The sequence below is a fragment of the Liquorilactobacillus vini DSM 20605 genome, assembly GCF_000255495.1.
Lineage (GTDB): Bacteria > Bacillota > Bacilli > Lactobacillales > Lactobacillaceae > Liquorilactobacillus > Liquorilactobacillus vini.
The window spans coordinates 1-14775 of record NZ_AHYZ01000105.1 but is presented as its reverse complement, the minus strand read 5'-3'; the positions used below and the strand labels follow the sequence as shown (position 1 = coordinate 14775).

At 36.7% G+C, this 14775-nt stretch carries 16 protein-coding genes; 10 read left to right on the top strand and 6 right to left on the bottom strand.

Annotated features, from left to right (window positions below; all coding sequences use genetic code 11):
- Nucleotides 1-90 precede the first annotated feature (90 nt).
- From secG to ON15_RS06690, 4 genes are all read left to right on the top strand, one after another.
- Nucleotides 91-327: a preprotein translocase subunit SecG gene (secG, locus tag ON15_RS06705; RefSeq protein ID WP_010580722.1), complete on the top strand. Its 237-nt coding sequence runs from the start codon at nt 91-93 to the stop codon at nt 325-327.
- A 95-nt stretch (nt 328-422) separates the two neighbouring features.
- The gene (rnr, locus tag ON15_RS06700; RefSeq protein ID WP_010580721.1) at nt 423-2753 is read left to right on the top strand and encodes a ribonuclease R; all 2331 of its coding nucleotides are present in this window, start codon (nt 423-425) and stop codon (nt 2751-2753) included.
- Between the two features lie 32 nt (nt 2754-2785).
- Complete coding sequence (smpB, locus tag ON15_RS06695) at nt 2786-3256, top strand: SsrA-binding protein SmpB (RefSeq protein WP_010580720.1); 471 nt, start codon at nt 2786-2788, stop codon at nt 3254-3256.
- Between the two features lie 192 nt (nt 3257-3448).
- On the top strand, nt 3449-4552 hold the full coding sequence (locus ON15_RS06690; RefSeq protein WP_010580719.1) for a 3D domain-containing protein: 1104 nt from the start codon (nt 3449-3451) through the stop codon (nt 4550-4552).
- A 48-nt stretch (nt 4553-4600) separates the two neighbouring features.
- Here ON15_RS06690 and ON15_RS06685 read toward each other — a convergent pair whose 3' ends face one another.
- Genes ON15_RS06685 through ON15_RS06675 form a run of 3 tightly spaced genes read right to left on the bottom strand, consistent with a single transcriptional unit; the run spans nt 4601 to nt 6596 of the window.
- Nucleotides 4601-5170 (bottom strand): GNAT family N-acetyltransferase, encoded by a 570-nt coding sequence (locus tag ON15_RS06685; protein ID WP_010580718.1) that lies wholly within the window; start codon nt 5168-5170, stop codon nt 4601-4603.
- Nucleotides 5171-5185: 15 nt separating this feature from the next.
- Nucleotides 5186-5701, bottom strand: a complete 516-nt coding sequence (locus ON15_RS06680; RefSeq protein WP_010580717.1) for an LURP-one-related/scramblase family protein — start codon at nt 5699-5701, stop codon at nt 5186-5188.
- 28 nt (nt 5702-5729) lie between these two features.
- Nucleotides 5730-6596, bottom strand: coding sequence for a Cof-type HAD-IIB family hydrolase (locus tag ON15_RS06675; RefSeq protein WP_010580716.1), 867 nt, complete (start codon nt 6594-6596; stop codon nt 5730-5732).
- Nucleotides 6597-6744: 148 nt separating this feature from the next.
- Here ON15_RS06675 and ON15_RS06670 point away from each other — a divergent pair, with 148 nt between their 5' ends.
- Genes ON15_RS06670 through tsaE form a run of 3 tightly spaced genes read left to right on the top strand, consistent with a single transcriptional unit; the run spans nt 6745 to nt 8990 of the window.
- The gene (locus ON15_RS06670) at nt 6745-7437 is read left to right on the top strand and encodes a uracil-DNA glycosylase (protein WP_010580715.1); all 693 of its coding nucleotides are present in this window, start codon (nt 6745-6747) and stop codon (nt 7435-7437) included.
- Between the two features lie 36 nt (nt 7438-7473).
- Nucleotides 7474-8448, top strand: coding sequence for a phosphate acetyltransferase (pta, locus tag ON15_RS06665; RefSeq protein ID WP_010580714.1), 975 nt, complete (start codon nt 7474-7476; stop codon nt 8446-8448).
- A gap of 23 nt (nt 8449-8471) precedes the next feature.
- On the top strand, nt 8472-8990 hold the full coding sequence (tsaE, locus tag ON15_RS06660) for a tRNA (adenosine(37)-N6)-threonylcarbamoyltransferase complex ATPase subunit type 1 TsaE (protein ID WP_050999206.1): 519 nt from the start codon (nt 8472-8474) through the stop codon (nt 8988-8990).
- Between the two features lie 60 nt (nt 8991-9050).
- Here tsaE and ON15_RS06655 read toward each other — a convergent pair whose 3' ends face one another.
- Nucleotides 9051-9620 carry a TIGR01440 family protein gene (locus tag ON15_RS06655; protein WP_010580712.1) on the bottom strand — a complete coding sequence of 190 codons (570 nt, stop codon included), beginning with the start codon at nt 9618-9620 and terminating at the stop codon, nt 9051-9053.
- 251 nt (nt 9621-9871) lie between these two features.
- On the opposite strand from ON15_RS06655, the gene nrdD reads away from it, so the two are divergent.
- Both nrdD and nrdG read left to right on the top strand, forming a co-directional pair.
- The gene (gene nrdD / locus ON15_RS06650; protein ID WP_010580711.1) at nt 9872-12022 is read left to right on the top strand and encodes an anaerobic ribonucleoside-triphosphate reductase; all 2151 of its coding nucleotides are present in this window, start codon (nt 9872-9874) and stop codon (nt 12020-12022) included.
- Nucleotides 12023-12033: 11 nt separating this feature from the next.
- Nucleotides 12034-12624, top strand: coding sequence for an anaerobic ribonucleoside-triphosphate reductase activating protein (gene nrdG, locus ON15_RS06645; RefSeq protein ID WP_010580710.1), 591 nt, complete (start codon nt 12034-12036; stop codon nt 12622-12624).
- 70 nt (nt 12625-12694) lie between these two features.
- Here the strand turns inward: nrdG and ON15_RS06640 are convergent, their stop codons facing one another.
- Together ON15_RS06640 and ON15_RS06635 are read right to left on the bottom strand one after the other, a co-directional pair.
- Nucleotides 12695-13252: a M15 family metallopeptidase gene (locus ON15_RS06640; RefSeq protein WP_010580709.1), complete on the bottom strand. Its 558-nt coding sequence runs from the start codon at nt 13250-13252 to the stop codon at nt 12695-12697.
- Nucleotides 13253-13265: 13 nt separating this feature from the next.
- The gene (locus ON15_RS06635; RefSeq protein ID WP_010580708.1) at nt 13266-13724 is read right to left on the bottom strand and encodes a hypothetical protein; all 459 of its coding nucleotides are present in this window, start codon (nt 13722-13724) and stop codon (nt 13266-13268) included.
- 487 nt (nt 13725-14211) lie between these two features.
- On the opposite strand from ON15_RS06635, the gene ON15_RS06630 reads away from it, so the two are divergent.
- Nucleotides 14212-14610, top strand: coding sequence for a Spx/MgsR family RNA polymerase-binding regulatory protein (locus ON15_RS06630; RefSeq protein ID WP_010580707.1), 399 nt, complete (start codon nt 14212-14214; stop codon nt 14608-14610).
- Nucleotides 14611-14775 lie beyond the last annotated feature (165 nt).

The following is a 14775-nucleotide window of genomic DNA, read 5'->3' as shown; positions in this document are numbered from 1 at the left end:
GTTTTTTTTGGCTGGAATTCAAACTGGAAAAAGAACAATTTTTATGCTACATTATAGTAGATGTAGATTACATTCAAAGGAGGTAGGACTTTGTACAATTTTCTATTAACGCTCTTGATAATTGTTTCAATTCTAATTATTGTAGCAGTTATGATGCAGCCAGCTAAAAATGATAATGCTGCAACCGCACTTTCTGGAGGGGCGCTTGATTTGTTTAGTAAACAGAAGCCTCGTGGATTTGAAGCATTTATGCAGAAAGTAACAGTCGTTTTAGGTGTTCTGTTCTTTGCACTTTCATTGGCTTTGGTTTTTATTTCATCACATTGAGCGAAAACCTCCTGCTAAAAATTGCCGGGGGTTTTAATTTTGATAAATAAATTAATAATTTATCATGAATATTTTGAAATAGTACGAGGAATTAAATGGATAAAGAAAAAATAAGTGAAAGTTTATTAAATATTTTAAAAAACTCTCCTGACCAAGAGTTTCAAGTCCAGGAATTAGCTGATGATTTAATGATGCAGCGAGCAGATCAGTTTAAATTGATTGTTCAAACTCTTACAAAACTTGAACGTCAGAAAAAGGTTATTTTGAATCAGAATGGTGCTTTTACCATTGCTAAGGATGATTCAATGTTGACGGTTGTTGGGGAGTTTCACGCGACAGATCGGGGCTTTGGCTTTGTCAGTGTTGATCCCGAAAAGCAGGATTATTTTATTAATCCCACTCAAACAATGGCAGCCTTAAATGGTGATCAAGTTGAAGTTGCCGAATTGAAGGCACCTGATTCAAAAACTGGTCGTGGACCAGAAGGGAAAATTGTTGCCATCGTGCAGCATGCTTTAACGCATGTTGTTGGAGAATTTTTTATTGATCCAACTCAACATTATGATGAAAGTACCATTGGTGAAATTAAGCTAAAAGATAAAAAATTAGCTCATTATCGTTTCTTAGTAAATGATCAAGGCTTGCATCCAGTTACCGGGGAAGTTATTTTGGCTGAAATAACAGCTTATCCAAATTCTCATTTACCGGGAATTTTAAAGGGGATAGCTACAAAAGTTATTGGGAATGTTAACGATCCAGGTATTGATATTTTACAAGTTGTTTATCAACATGATTTGCCAACAACATTTCCAGAAGACGTTATGCAGCAAATTGCAAATATATCAGATCAAGTGACTGAAGAGGAAAAACGTGGACGTCGTGACTTAACGCAGCAAAAATTAGTCACAATTGATAGTATTGAATCTAAAGATTTAGACGACGCAGTAACTGCTTGGAAACTTCCAAATGGAAATTTTCATTTGGGAGTGCACATTGCAGATGTTTCTCATTATGTTGTTCCAGGGACACCATTAGATGATGAAGCGTTTAAACGAGGAACTTCGGTTTATTTAGCAGATCGCGTGATTCCGATGCTGCCGCCAAAGCTTTCGAATGGAATTTGTTCTTTAAATCCTCAAGTTGAACGTCTGGCAATGAGTTGTGAGATGGAAATTAATCCATTGGGACAAGTAGTTCGGCATGAAATTTTTCCCAGTGTTATTAAGACGAGTGAACGAATGACATACAAAGCAGTTAATAATATTTTAGAGTCGCACGATGAGAAGACAATTAAACGTTATCAAGAATTAGTTTCAATGTTTGAAACGATGGCTGAGTTGCATAAGGTTTTGAAAAAGATGCGTCGTCAGCGCGGAGAAATTGAATTTGAAGATGATGAAGCACAAATTATTCTCGATTCTAAGGGCCATCCAGTTGACATTGTTTTGCGTCAACGAGGAATTGGTGAAAAAATGGTTGAGTCATTTATGTTGGCTGCAAACGAGACAGTTGCAGCTCATTTTCGAAAGTTGAATGTTCCGTTTATTTATCGAATTCATGAAAATCCTAAGCCGGAAAAAATGATGTCATTTTTTGAAGCTCTTTCAAGCATTGGAATTCAAGTTAAGGGATCATTGAAGGACATTCGGCCTAAAATGTTGCAAGGAATTATCAAAAAAGTTGCTGGTCAACCAGAGGAGACAATGGTTTCAACAATGCTGTTGCGTTCAATGCAGCAAGCTAAGTATGCACCAGAACCATTAGGACATTTTGGGTTGGCGGCAGCTGATTACACACATTTTACTTCGCCAATCAGACGTTATCCAGACTTGCTGGTTCACCGTTTAATCAGGCATTACTCAGAAAATGGTATTAATGAGGCAGCTCAAGCAGAAGTTAAAGATCAAATTCCAATAATCGCTGTTCATAGTTCACAAATGGAGCGAAAAGCGATTGATACGGAACGAGAAACAGATGCAATGAAAAAGGCTGAGTACATGGCTGATCACGTCGGTGAAGAATTTGATGCAGTTGTTAGTTCAGTGACCAAATTTGGGATTTTTGTTGCTTTACCAAATACGATTGAAGGATTAGTGCATATTAGTGAAATGCATGATGATTTTTATGAGTATTTGGAAAAACAATTAGCTTTAGTTGGCAGAAGAACCAAACGAACCTTTAGAATTGGTCAACCAATCAGAGTTAAACTCTTGTCGGTTGATGTTGATCAAAAGGAAGTCAACTTCAAAATTCTGAATCCACAGGATGCACCTAAGACAAATTTATTGAAGAAATATGGTAATTCCGAGCAGAGTCAAAGATTCAATAATCATCACCGAACTGGACGGAATGGTAAAAAAAGTTTCCATTCAAACCAACGTGCGGGCTTTAAACCGTTTAAAGATAAGTTTAAAAAATCGCATTGATTTTTACTTATTAAGGGAGAGGGGTGAGATAATTGTTAAAGAAAAATCAGCCTTTGAATCGGCCATTAGCTCAAAATAAAAAAGCAAACCATGATTATAATATTTTAACTACTTTTGAAGCTGGCATGGTGTTAACAGGAACCGAAATCAAATCAGTTCGTGCTCGGAGAGTAAATTTGAAAGATGGCTTTGCTCAAATTAGAAACGGTGAGGTTTGGTTAATGAATGTTCATATCTCTCCTTATGATCAAGGCAATCAATTTAATCACGATCCATTACGTAATCGCAAATTATTATTGCATAAAAAAGAAATTTTGCGCTTGGGTAACCAATTGAATGATAAAGGAGTTACTTTAATTCCTTTAAAAATTTATCTCAAGCATGGTTTTGCTAAAGTTTTGCTGGGAGTCGCGAAAGGTAAGCATGAATACGATAAGCGCGAAACAATTAAGCGGCGTGATCAGCAACGACAAATTCAACGGGTTTTAAAAAATTACGGATAGCTACTTTATTGAATCACTTTAGGAACTTTTCTAAAGGAGGTTCTTTTTTTTACTTTCTGACACTAGATAGTAATAATTTGTAACTTGAATGCAAACTTCGCTAAATAATTAATAATTATAATCAATTAGAGGTAGAGATAAGATGTCGAGAAAACTTTTATAAAAGATATGTATAATATGAGAGGCGTTTTTATGCGAGAACAAGGTTGTAAAACCCGGAGATTAAAATTTTTATTGATTATATTGACTTTTGTGGGCTTAAGCGCAATTAATCAAAGGATTATGGCTGATAAGATTGGTGATTTGCAGCAGCAAGAATCAACTGCCAAGAATAAACTTGATCAGAATAATAATCAGCTGGCTGCTAAGGTAGCTTCAGTTAATAGTATCTATCAACAGTTAACAAAAGTTAATCAGCGTCAGAAAATCACTGAACGGAAATTAATAAAGACTAATCAAGAGTTACAACGAGCAAAGAGTGAGAAAAAACAACGTATGTTTGAAGCAAAACAACGGTTAAGACAATTACAACAGAAAAAAGGTACCCAAAGTGGCCTAAGTTTCCTTGAAAATTCAAAGGGCTTTAGTCAATGGGTTGGGAACCTTATGGCGCTTAGTAAATTACAAGCAGTATACAACGAAAGTTTTGCAGCTGTTAAGCAGAGTGTCTTACAATTAACAACAAGCAAAAAGCAGTTGTCGATGTTAAAAGCTCAGCAAAGTGAACAAGCTAAAGAATTGGCAATAGACAAGTCAAAAATGAGTGAATCAATTAATAGTTTAAAGCAAATGATTGCCGATAATCAAAATGAGATAAAGTTACTAGCTAATAAAGTTACTTGGGCTAAAAATATGCTAGCAAAACAACAAGCAGCTCAAAGTTCAACGAGTGCTTCACAACAAACGTCGAATCAAATAGTTAAGCAAACGAGCAGTTTAACTACTGGTGATCAGAACCAGTCTTCAGCTCAGTCAACTTCAAATAGTACGGATAAAGTTAATAATAGTAATGGTAAAAGTTTGACAATGCAAGCAACTGGGTATTCGAGTGCGGAAGCTGGTGCTAGTAATTATAGTGCTTTAGGAATTAATCTTAGTGAGAATCCAAAATGCGTGGCTGTTGATCCAAGCGTGATCCCCTTAGGAAGTTTACTTTGGGTTTCTGGTTATGGAGTAGCAGTTGCAGGCGATACTGGCGGAGCAATTAAGGGTAATCTGATTGATTTGCACTTTTCAAGTGTTCAGCAAGCTTCAAGTTGGGGCAGAAAAACGGTTACGGTTAAAATTCTCAACTAATAAAAAAGCTGTTCAACTTATTCAAAATCTGATAGTTGAACAGCTTTTTTAATTTAGTTTTAAAATTAAATGGTCGTATTTATGTTGACTTAATTTAGTCGTCCCATTTTTAATAAAGCCCAGCTTGTGGTATAACTTATTGGCCTTTGGGTTTGCCCAATCAACGTTTAAACCAATTCTTGTTTTACCCAAATTTTTGGCTATTTGAGGTAATTCTTTCAACAGAGCAGTTCCAATTCCTTGTCCTTGAAATTCAGGCGAGACAGCAATTGAGTCCAAGTACCATTCAGCTGAAAAAGCCTCATCATCATCAAAAATTTGGGTACTAGCGGGTAAGCCAACTTCAGGAAAGAAAGATCGCATAACCTCATCAACTTGGTGTTCATTTTCATCGGGATATCCCCAAGCAAAGCCGGCTATTTTACCATTAATTTCGGCGACCAGTGTTTGAGCAGGGGTGCCACGATATTGTGGGGATGCAAAAGACTTTTCGATGACATAAGTTAGTTTTGCAGCCGGAATGGTTTTTAATGATGGTAACTCCATCTCATTTAAAATAATTGTAAAAAGCGGCACAATTTGAATAGCATCATCTTTTTTAGCAGACCGAATTAGCAAAATAAAAGACACTTCCTAATCAAAATTAAAGTTAATTTCATAAATTTTTTTCACTTTTCCAACTGGTTTTTGGGCAAAGTAATTCAAAATTGCGACAATACACAAACAAATTGGTTCATGATGAATTGAATCAATTTTAAGCTGCAGGAAACGACCATTAGCAAGCAGGACTTCGTTCAACTGCATAATTTGTGTCCGTCCCTTAAAAATTCTGTAATTAAGTGAATAAATATCGCCAACAACAAACCAATTTAATTCTTTGACAACTAACAGATCCTTTTTGCCAAAGTGATATCTACGTAACTTGCCGATAAAATGGTGTTTAAAATACAAATTAAAGCGCGGGAAAATTCCAAATCCAACTTGGCGAATCTCAGCCAAGAGTTCACCGGATATCGCGTAGACAGATAAAACATCACCATGGCGTCCCCATTTGCCGACAACTAAATAAACGGTTGCAAAATTCTTGTCAGTTATAGTTGTCGCGCCTTGATGAGACATCCGATACTTGCGGGCATAAAGTGTACGCAATAGTCGACGCCCCCTTTTTTGAATTAACTTATCCTTCTTTTAAAACTTGCTGAATGGCAACAGCCACCCCATTTTGAAGATTAGAAACGGTTAAGCGTTTGGCAGCTTGTTTAACACTCTCAATAGCATTATCCATGGCATAACTTACGCCAGCAACCCGAATCATTGAGAGATCATTATTGTTATCACCAATTGCCATCACATTATCCATGGGAATATTTAATTGATCAGCATATTTTTGTAAGGCGATTCCCTTTTGCGCATTGATTTGATTGATCTCAAGATTTGAGGCAGCTGATGAAGTAATTACTAAAGAATCGATTTTTTTAATTTTATCTTTAATTGGGTCAAGAACTTTTTTCCCTTCATTGCTAAAGGCAACAATTTTGTAAATCCTTAAATGTGGTGTGTCAATCAATTCAAAGTAATCGTCAGTATAGTTGATTTTCATCAGTTCCATTCTGGCTGCGGCAAATGAAACAGCTAATTTAAAAGGTGTTTCTGGATTAATGCGCGTTAGGAGTTCAGCAAAATTTTCAATCCGTTTGGAACGATTATCAGAATAAATTCCTTGTGAAGTAATAACTTCAAAATACAATTTCTGTTGCTTTAAAAAATGCATAATCTTGGTTGCTAATTGACTGCTGATCGGAGCAGAACTCAAAAGTTTCCCAGTTTCATCAAATACTTGTGCGCCATTTAAAGTAATCATCGGGCAATTAATACCAGCTGCTTGGATCAATGGCTTAATTTCATTGTATTGTCGTCCCGATGAAACAATAAAATGGACGCCGACAGCCTGGGCTTGCTTGATTGCAGCCGCATTTTCAGGAGAAATTGTCATCTTGTCATTTAATAGGGTTCCATCCATATCAGAAGCTATAATTTGGATCATTTTCAATCCCTCACTTAATAATAGTAGACTCTTACTTTATTCTACCATGAAAACGTGTTTTTTTTTAGCACCTTCTCTTAAGTAGCCAAAGTAATTTGTTACCCCGCAAACAAAGTATTTTATGTTAAAATAAATTTGAGGTGAAATTATGAAAACGTTCATTCATAATGATTGGCAGGAAATTTTGGGCCCGGAGTTTGAAAAAAAATATTATTTAAAATTACATGATTTTTTAAGGAACGAATATGCTACGCGGCAGATACATCCTGATATGTATCATATTTTTCAAGCGTTTGAATGGACTCCCTTTCACGCGGTTAAAGTCTGCATTCTTGGACAGGATCCATATCATGGCCCACATCAGGCACATGGTTGCAGTTTTTCAGTATTGCCAGGGGTGAAGTTACCGCCGTCATTAATTAATATTTATAAAGAGTTGGAAAATGATCTAGGAATTAAACCAGTTATTCATGGTTATTTAAAAAAATGGGCTGATCAAGGAGTTTTGTTGCTGAATTCAGTTTTGACAGTTCGTGATGGCCAAGCATTTTCTCATCATGGAAAAGGTTGGGAACAACTAACTGATCAAGCAATTACTGCTTTATCAACTCGCCAAAGGCCAGTAGTTTTTATCCTTTGGGGTAAAGCAGCTCAAGAAAAAATCAAATTGATCGATACTAAAACCAATATTGTATTGAAATCAGCTCATCCTAGTCCGTTATCGGCTAATCGTGGATTTTTTGGCTCACGTCCTTTTTCGAAGACGAATGCTGCTTTGTTGGCGATGGGTGAAAAGCCAATTGACTGGCAATTACCAGCTGATCCTGGGAAAGTCGAATAATTGAAGCTGCCTAAAAAATGTCAGGGAGGAAAAATAATGGATCTTTTTGAAGAATTAATTGCAAAGGTTAAAACAACGTCCGCAAAAATCGTTTTCCCAGAAGGAAATGATAGCAGAATTGTTAAGGCCGCCGTTCGGCTAGCTCAAGATGGAATTCTACAACCAGTCATTCTTGGCGAAAGAAGCGAGATTGAAAAATGTGCGGGGCAAACGTTACCGGCTGAAATTCAAACGATCGATCCGGCGGCTTACCCGGTTGCAGCTTTTGATGAAATGGTTGCAGCTTTTGTTGCACGGCGAAAAGGTAAAAACACTGCGGAGCAAGCTCGTCAGCTGTTAAGGGATGTTAATTACTTTGGAACAATGCTAGTTTACCTGGGTAAAGTTGATGGATTAGTTTCTGGTGCCGTTCATCCAACTGGGGATACGGTCCGTCCAGCATTACAGATTATTAAAACCAAACCGGGCATTTCCAGGACGAGTGGGGCTTTTATCATGGTTCGTGGTCAAGAACGCTATTTGTTTGCTGATTGTGCAATCAATATCGATCCAGATGCGCAGCAATTAGCCGAAATAGCGGTTGAAAGTGCTAAAACTGCGAGATTATTTAAGATTGATCCCAAAATTGCACTGTTGAGCTTTTCAACGCTGGGCTCTGCCCAATCACCGGTTGTTGACAAAGTTGCCACGGCTGTCAAGATTGCTCAGCAACTAGCGCCAGCTGAACGAATTGATGGCGAGTTGCAGTTTGATGCGGCATTTGTTCCTAACGTCGCTGCTAAAAAGGCTCCAAATTCTAAGGTCGCGGGTCAAGCAAATGTTTTTGTCTTTCCAGAACTGCAAGCTGGTAACATTGGTTATAAAATTGCTCAACGTATGGGTGGCTTTACAGCAATTGGGCCAATTCTGCAAGGCTTGAATCAACCAGTCTCAGATCTTTCCCGGGGTGCGAGTGAAGATGATGTCTATAAAGTGGCTGTGATCACGGCCATGCAGGCAATTAATAATTAGGAATGAAAGTGTGAGCAGATTTGCTGAAAATTTTGACGAAAGATTTTGCAGAAACACAACGAATTGCGCAATTACTGGCAAGATTGCTTCAGCCAAATGATGTAATCTTGTTAAAAGGTGACTTGGGTGTTGGCAAAACGACTTTTACCAAGGGCCTGGCGCGTGGACTGGGAATCAATCATCGAATTAAGAGCCCAACTTTTGATATTGTGAATGAGTATCATCAAGGCCGGATGCCATTATACCATTTAGATGTTTATCGCCTTGAAGAAACTGGTGGCAGTGATCTAGGTTTGGAGGAATATTTTAATGGCAGGGGTGTCAGTGTAATTGAATGGCCACAGTTTATACTTGATGATTTACCGGCAACTTTTTTGCTGATCAAAATTTTGCGGCCAACAACTGTAATTGATGATTCTCGCCGAGAAATTGATCTGTTGGCTGTTGGCAATCATTATCGGCAACAGCAAACAAAATTTATTAATTTATTAAAGAAAGAATTTCCAACGCTAACATATTCACTGGTGACAGATCCTAATTAATTTGGGGTGAATCAAAAAACCAGCTATGACAAGTTAAGTTGTTCATAGCTGGTTTTTTGATTATTTTTTGGCAGGATCCTCCCACTGGTATTTTGCCCTTTGACCACCGATCAATTTTGGACGGCTTCTTAAATAAGTAGTATGGGCAGCGCCAATTTCTTTGATTGAAGTTCGCACAGGAATCTGAACAAATTTAACTTGCATTCCAATCGAGGTGTCGCCGATATCCATTCCAGCTTGGGCAATGATATGTTCAACTTCGACTGGTTCTTCAAAGTATTCAAAGGCTGCCACTTGGGCTGCTCCACCAGCATGAAGCGCTGGATAAACTGAAACAATTTCAAGATTATTAGCTTTAGCAACTTTTTTCTCGACGACCAAAGCACGATTAAGATGTTCACAACCTTGAACTGCTAGTTGGATTTGTTGTGGCTTAAGTAGTGATAATAAAGCTTTGATAACTGTTTGACCAATTTCAAGGTTTGAATTTTTGCCAATTCGATCACCTTGAATTTCGCTAGTGCTACAACCAAGCACAAAAATATCACCAGCTTCTAATTGCGCAGCTTGCAACAGCTCACTTGCTCCAGTGATAACTTTCTTTTCAAGTTCATCTAGTCTGACTTCCAAATAAATCGCTCCTTTGTCAAAAATCATTAAATTTATTATAACGCTTAACTAAATTTTGACCAGATTTAGGATAAATTAAATTTTCTTGCGAAAGTTTGAGCATTATCAAAACCTGATAGTGATTGGCTTAAATCAAGTTCTATCTTACACAATATATGGTATATGTCAAACTTTAATAAACAATATATATTGTTTTTGAACGGAAATGGATATAGAATGAAGTTACTAAAGAATAGATGGAGGGGACGAAAATGGCACCGAAAGAGGTAGTTGAAGTGAAAAATAAAGCAATTGAAGTGCCAACAGTTTTGATTAAGCGAGATGGTGCTAAACGCCCATTTGCTGCTTATAAGTTGGGTTTAGTCTTAAACCAGTTAAAAGTTAATGGTGCTTTGCAAAAAGAAGTAATTAATGAGATTTTAAAAAATTTAAATCGTCCCATAGTTACTGCCGCTGATGTTTATCGTGAAATGGTTGTGGCCATGAACAAGTTGGGACTTAATCAGCAAGCTACTAATTTTGTTGAAGAACATAAACGACGTCAGGCTGAATGGCAAAAAGCAACTGATCCAACAAGTAGATTGGTTAGATTGCAACAAAAAGATCCGACTTTAGTTCATGAAAATGCTAATAAAGATAGTCGAGTTTTTAATACACAAAGAGATTTGACGGCAGGTGCAGTTGCTAAAACATTGGGCTTAAAAATGATGCCGGAACATGTTGCCAAGGCGCATTTACGTGGCGATATCCATTACCATGATTTAGATTATACTCCTTGGAGTACGATGACCAATTGCTGCTTGATTGACTTTAAAGAAATGTTGAATCATGGTTTTAAAATTGGAAATGCTGAAGTAGAAAGTCCACATTCTATTCAAACAGCTACGGCACAGATGTCGCAAATTATTGCTAACGTCGCTTCTAGTCAATATGGTGGTTGTTCAGCAGATCGCATTGATGAATTATTAGCGCCCTTTGCTCAGAAAAATTATGCTAAACATCTTAAGGCAGCCGCGGGCTATATTGATGATTCCAAAAAGCGGCAGAAGTTTGCGGTTGAGCGGACTAAGAAGGATATTTACGATGCAATGCAAGGTTTAGAATATGAAATCAATACGCTTTTTTCTTCTCAAGGTCAGACACCATTTACTACCATTGGTTTTGGGCTTGGAACTTCTTGGATCGAACGTGAAATACAAAAGTCAATTCTTAAAGTTCGGATTGCTGGTTTAGGCAAAGAAAAAAGGACCGCCATTTTTCCAAAATTGATTTTTACTTTGAAGAGGGGCTTAAATCTACATCCGGGAGACCCTAATTATGATATTAAGGAATTAGCCGTTGAGTGTGCAACCAAACGGATGTATCCAGATATTTTAATGTACGATAAAATCAAGGAAATTACTGGTAGCTTTAAGGTTCCAATGGGCTGCCGGAGCTTCTTACAGGGCTGGAAAGATGAAAATGGTCAAGAAGTTAACTCTGGGCGGATGAACTTGGGCGTTGTGACAGTTAATTTACCACGCATTGCCCTTGAATCTCGAGGAAATAAACAGCTTTTCTGGGAGATTTTTAGTGAACGAATGCAAACTTGCAAGGAAGCATTAGTTTTCAAAGTTAACCGGGTTAAACAAGCTCAACCTGACAATGCTCCAATTTTGTATGAATATGGTGCTTTTGGTAAACGTCTCAAACCTGAAGATGACGTTGATCAGCTATTTAAACATCGGCGAGCAACAGTTTCTTTAGGTTATATTGGCTTGTACGAAGTTGGAACAGTCTTTTATGGACCTAACTGGGAACATAATCAGCAAGCTCATAAGTTTACTCTTGAAATTGTTAAGCGAATGAAAGAAAAGTGTGTTGAATGGTCAGATGAATACGACTATCATTTTAGTTTATATTCAACTCCAAGTGAATCATTGACTGATCGCTTCTGTCGGTTAGATTCTGCACGCTTTGGCCGAATTCCAGATATTACTGCCAAAGATTATTACACTAACAGTTTTCATTATGATGTTCGCAAACATCCAACACCATTCGAAAAGCTTACTTTTGAAATGGAATATCCTAAGTATGCCTCAGGTGGTTTTATTCATTATTGTGAATACCCAAATTTGAAGCAGAATCCGAAAGCTTTGGAAGCTGTTTGGGATTGGGCTTATGATAAAGTCGGTTACTTAGGAACTAATACACCAATCGACCACTGCTTCAAATGTGGGTTTGAAGGTGAGTTTAAAGCGACCGAAAAGGGATTTGAGTGCCCGACTTGCGGTAATCATGATCCTAAAACTTGTGATTGTGTCAAACGAACTTGCGGTTACTTAGGAAATCCGTTAGTTCGTCCGATGGTTCATGGCCGTCATGTTGAAATTGCTTCTCGTGCGAAAAACTTATTCAATTAAGGATGATGAAAATGCCCAAACAAGCAAAAAGTATTCGCAAACCACGTAATCCGCGGCCTAAAGAATGGTTGGCTAGCGATTTAAGTCAGCAGTATATTGCTGATTACAAGCCCTTTAATTTCGTTGATGGTGAAGGAGTACGTTGCAGTCTTTATGTCAGTGGTTGCAAATTTGCCTGCCCAGGCTGTTATAATAAAGCTGCTCAAAGTTTTCATTATGGAACTCCTTATACTCAAGACTTAGAAGATGCGATCATTAAAGATCTTGGGCAACCTTATTGTCAGGGACTAACTTTGCTCGGTGGTGAACCGTTTTTGAATACGCAGGTTTGTCTTCGACTTGTTAAGCGATTAAGGGAAGTTTATGGCCGAACCAAGGATGTTTGGTCCTGGAGTGGTTATTATTGGGATGAACTGTTAAAGGACTCAGCCGATAAATTAGAACTTTTGTCATTGATTGATATTTTAGTTGATGGTCGTTTTGAACTGACTAAGAAAGATTTGACGTTGCAATTTCGGGGAAGTTCCAATCAACGGATAATTGATGTCCAAAAGTCATTAAAAACAGGTCAGCTGGTTTTGTGGAATCGGCTCTTAAGATAGGATCAGGGTTACTTCTTTAAAATACTAGAAAAAAGCAATTGGAAAATTAATTTCTCCAATTGCTTTTTAATTAAGCATAATCAGTTGGATTAGCCTGTAATGGTGGGTATTCATCCATTTGTTTATCACGATAATCCCACCATTCATCCGAATAACCGATAAATCCGGCTGCTAGCATAGCTTGATTTAATAACTGATAATTTTTTTCCTGCAGAGCAGTTCGGGGATAATTTCGGTGGGCCTTTTTTGAAAAATCATCAAAGTCGCTTTGCATTGTTAATTCATTTCCTGCTAAATCAGTTAAAGTTAAGTCAAAGGTCACCCCCTTTTGGTGACTGAAGTTGGGATCAGGTTGAGCAACAAAAGTTGGATCGGGATAAACCTGAAAAAGCTTTTTTTGAGCAGCTACTGGACGAAAAGCATCCCAAATTTTAATTCGATAGCCAGCTGGCAGCAGCAGTTGACTAGCTTTGGCTAACTTTTTAGCAGTGCCGGTCCGAGCAATCGCAATGTTAAAATCATAAATTACTTGGTGAGTAAAATTATTGGAAGAGGCATAACGTAAATCAACAATAATTGCTGGAGCTAATTTTTGAACGTTAGTAAATCCTAAATCTGTTTTTTTCATAGTGACTCCTTTTTTAAATGGCTTTGAAAACTCTTGTATATTGACTATTTAAGAATTCCGTTTTGGTTTCCCAGAAAGAACGCTGATTTTTCCAGTGATGATAATCTTTCAAGGTTTGCCAACTAGAAATAATTACAAATTCAAAATCATGTTGTGATTGCTGACCTAGAAGATAATTATTCAAGTTATCTAACAAAATTCTTTTTAACGATTGGAATTCTTTTTGCTCAATGGTATTAAGTTTGAAGTAATCGAAACAATAAAAACTCTTTTCTAACCAGACAAACTTTTGTTCAATTATTTGATAACTTAAACCAGCTTTGAAAATAGTTGGCAAACCAGAAAAATCACATAACATAAAATTTTCCCTATCGCTTAATGAAATAAGCAGTTTCAACTGTCGTTCGGGATGAGCTACAATAATTTGTTTTAGAATTTCTTTCGAGCCAAAAGTCAAATTAAAATTTTTCATTAAATTTCATCTCCAACCTGCGCAACCGTTTTAATTACTATGCTATAATTTGATTATAGTTTAACTGCGTTTAAAGACCAATTATTTTGTAACTTATTAGTTGACTGTGGTGATAAAATGTTTAAGAAACATCAGTTTTGAATTCGATTACAAGAATTGGCTGGATTGTTGAAGCATGCAAAATCACAAAATTAATAAAAGTAGCGATCAATTGGCTTTGAAAAATTAAAAGAATCTTTGCTGCTATTAAAACTTATGATTAATTAAACTTTTTTCTTATGTGTATTATAATCGATTGTGACCCCCAAAAATAATTTCACTTTGGTTTTCATGCTAATTAAGGGTTTATAATTACTTTTATCACAAACTTTTAAAAATGATTTGGATTTTTTTAAAAAAAAGGTATCAATTTTTTGAAACAAGTAGTATAATAAACTTGTAGACAATGTTAATTGTTAGCTGGTTCAACATAAAGGAGCGAAAAAATATGGTTACTCTATATACATCACCAAGTTGCACTTCTTGTCGTAAAGCACGGGCGTGGTTGAAGGATCACAATATTTCTTTCAAAGAGCGTAATATTTTTTCCGAACCGTTAAGCATTAATGAAATTAAACAAATTTTACAAATGACTGAAAATGGGACGGAAGAGATTATCTCCAAGCGTTCAAAAGCCTATCAAAAATTGCATATTGATTTGGATGATATCCCATTACAAAAACTTTTTGAGTTAGTTGAAAAAAATCCAGGTTTATTGAGAAGACCAATTATTATGGATGAAAAGCGTCTGCAAGTTGGATATAATGAAGATGAAATACGGCGGTTTTTACCGCGTGAAGTGCGGGCATTGGAATTGAAACGGATTCAGCAGATGGCGGGAATTTAATTTACCCTTATTGGAAAGTAAAATTTTAATGAAAAACTGCTAGATTAATGCTAGCAGTTTTTTGATTATAAAATTTTTTTTAGATTACTTAATAATTTTGAGTTAAGAGCTTTACAATTTTCAAATTTTAGTTATTATAAAGCGAGAGGGTGCTTCGGAAAGGTG

What these genes read in the sequence shown, in the direction of transcription:
- ON15_RS06670 (WP_010580715.1), top strand. Translation starts at nt 6,745, where the DNA reads ATGAAAACGTTCATTCATAATGATTGGCAGGAAATTTTGGGCCCGGAG.
- nrdG (WP_010580710.1), top strand. Translation starts at nt 12,034, where the DNA reads ATGCCCAAACAAGCAAAAAGTATTCGCAAACCACGTAATCCGCGGCCT.
- ON15_RS06630 (WP_010580707.1), top strand. Translation starts at nt 14,212, where the DNA reads ATGGTTACTCTATATACATCACCAAGTTGCACTTCTTGTCGTAAAGCA.
- ON15_RS06675 (WP_010580716.1), bottom strand. Translation starts at nt 6,596, where the DNA reads ATGATCCAAATTATAGCTTCTGATATGGATGGAACCCTATTAAATGAC.
- pta (WP_010580714.1), top strand. Translation starts at nt 7,474, where the DNA reads ATGGATCTTTTTGAAGAATTAATTGCAAAGGTTAAAACAACGTCCGCA.
- ON15_RS06635 (WP_010580708.1), bottom strand. Translation starts at nt 13,724, where the DNA reads ATGAAAAATTTTAATTTGACTTTTGGCTCGAAAGAAATTCTAAAACAA.
- rnr (WP_010580721.1), top strand. Translation starts at nt 423, where the DNA reads ATGGATAAAGAAAAAATAAGTGAAAGTTTATTAAATATTTTAAAAAAC.
- ON15_RS06690 (WP_010580719.1), top strand. Translation starts at nt 3,449, where the DNA reads ATGCGAGAACAAGGTTGTAAAACCCGGAGATTAAAATTTTTATTGATT.
- nrdD (WP_010580711.1), top strand. Translation starts at nt 9,872, where the DNA reads ATGGCACCGAAAGAGGTAGTTGAAGTGAAAAATAAAGCAATTGAAGTG.
- ON15_RS06640 (WP_010580709.1), bottom strand. Translation starts at nt 13,252, where the DNA reads ATGAAAAAAACAGATTTAGGATTTACTAACGTTCAAAAATTAGCTCCA.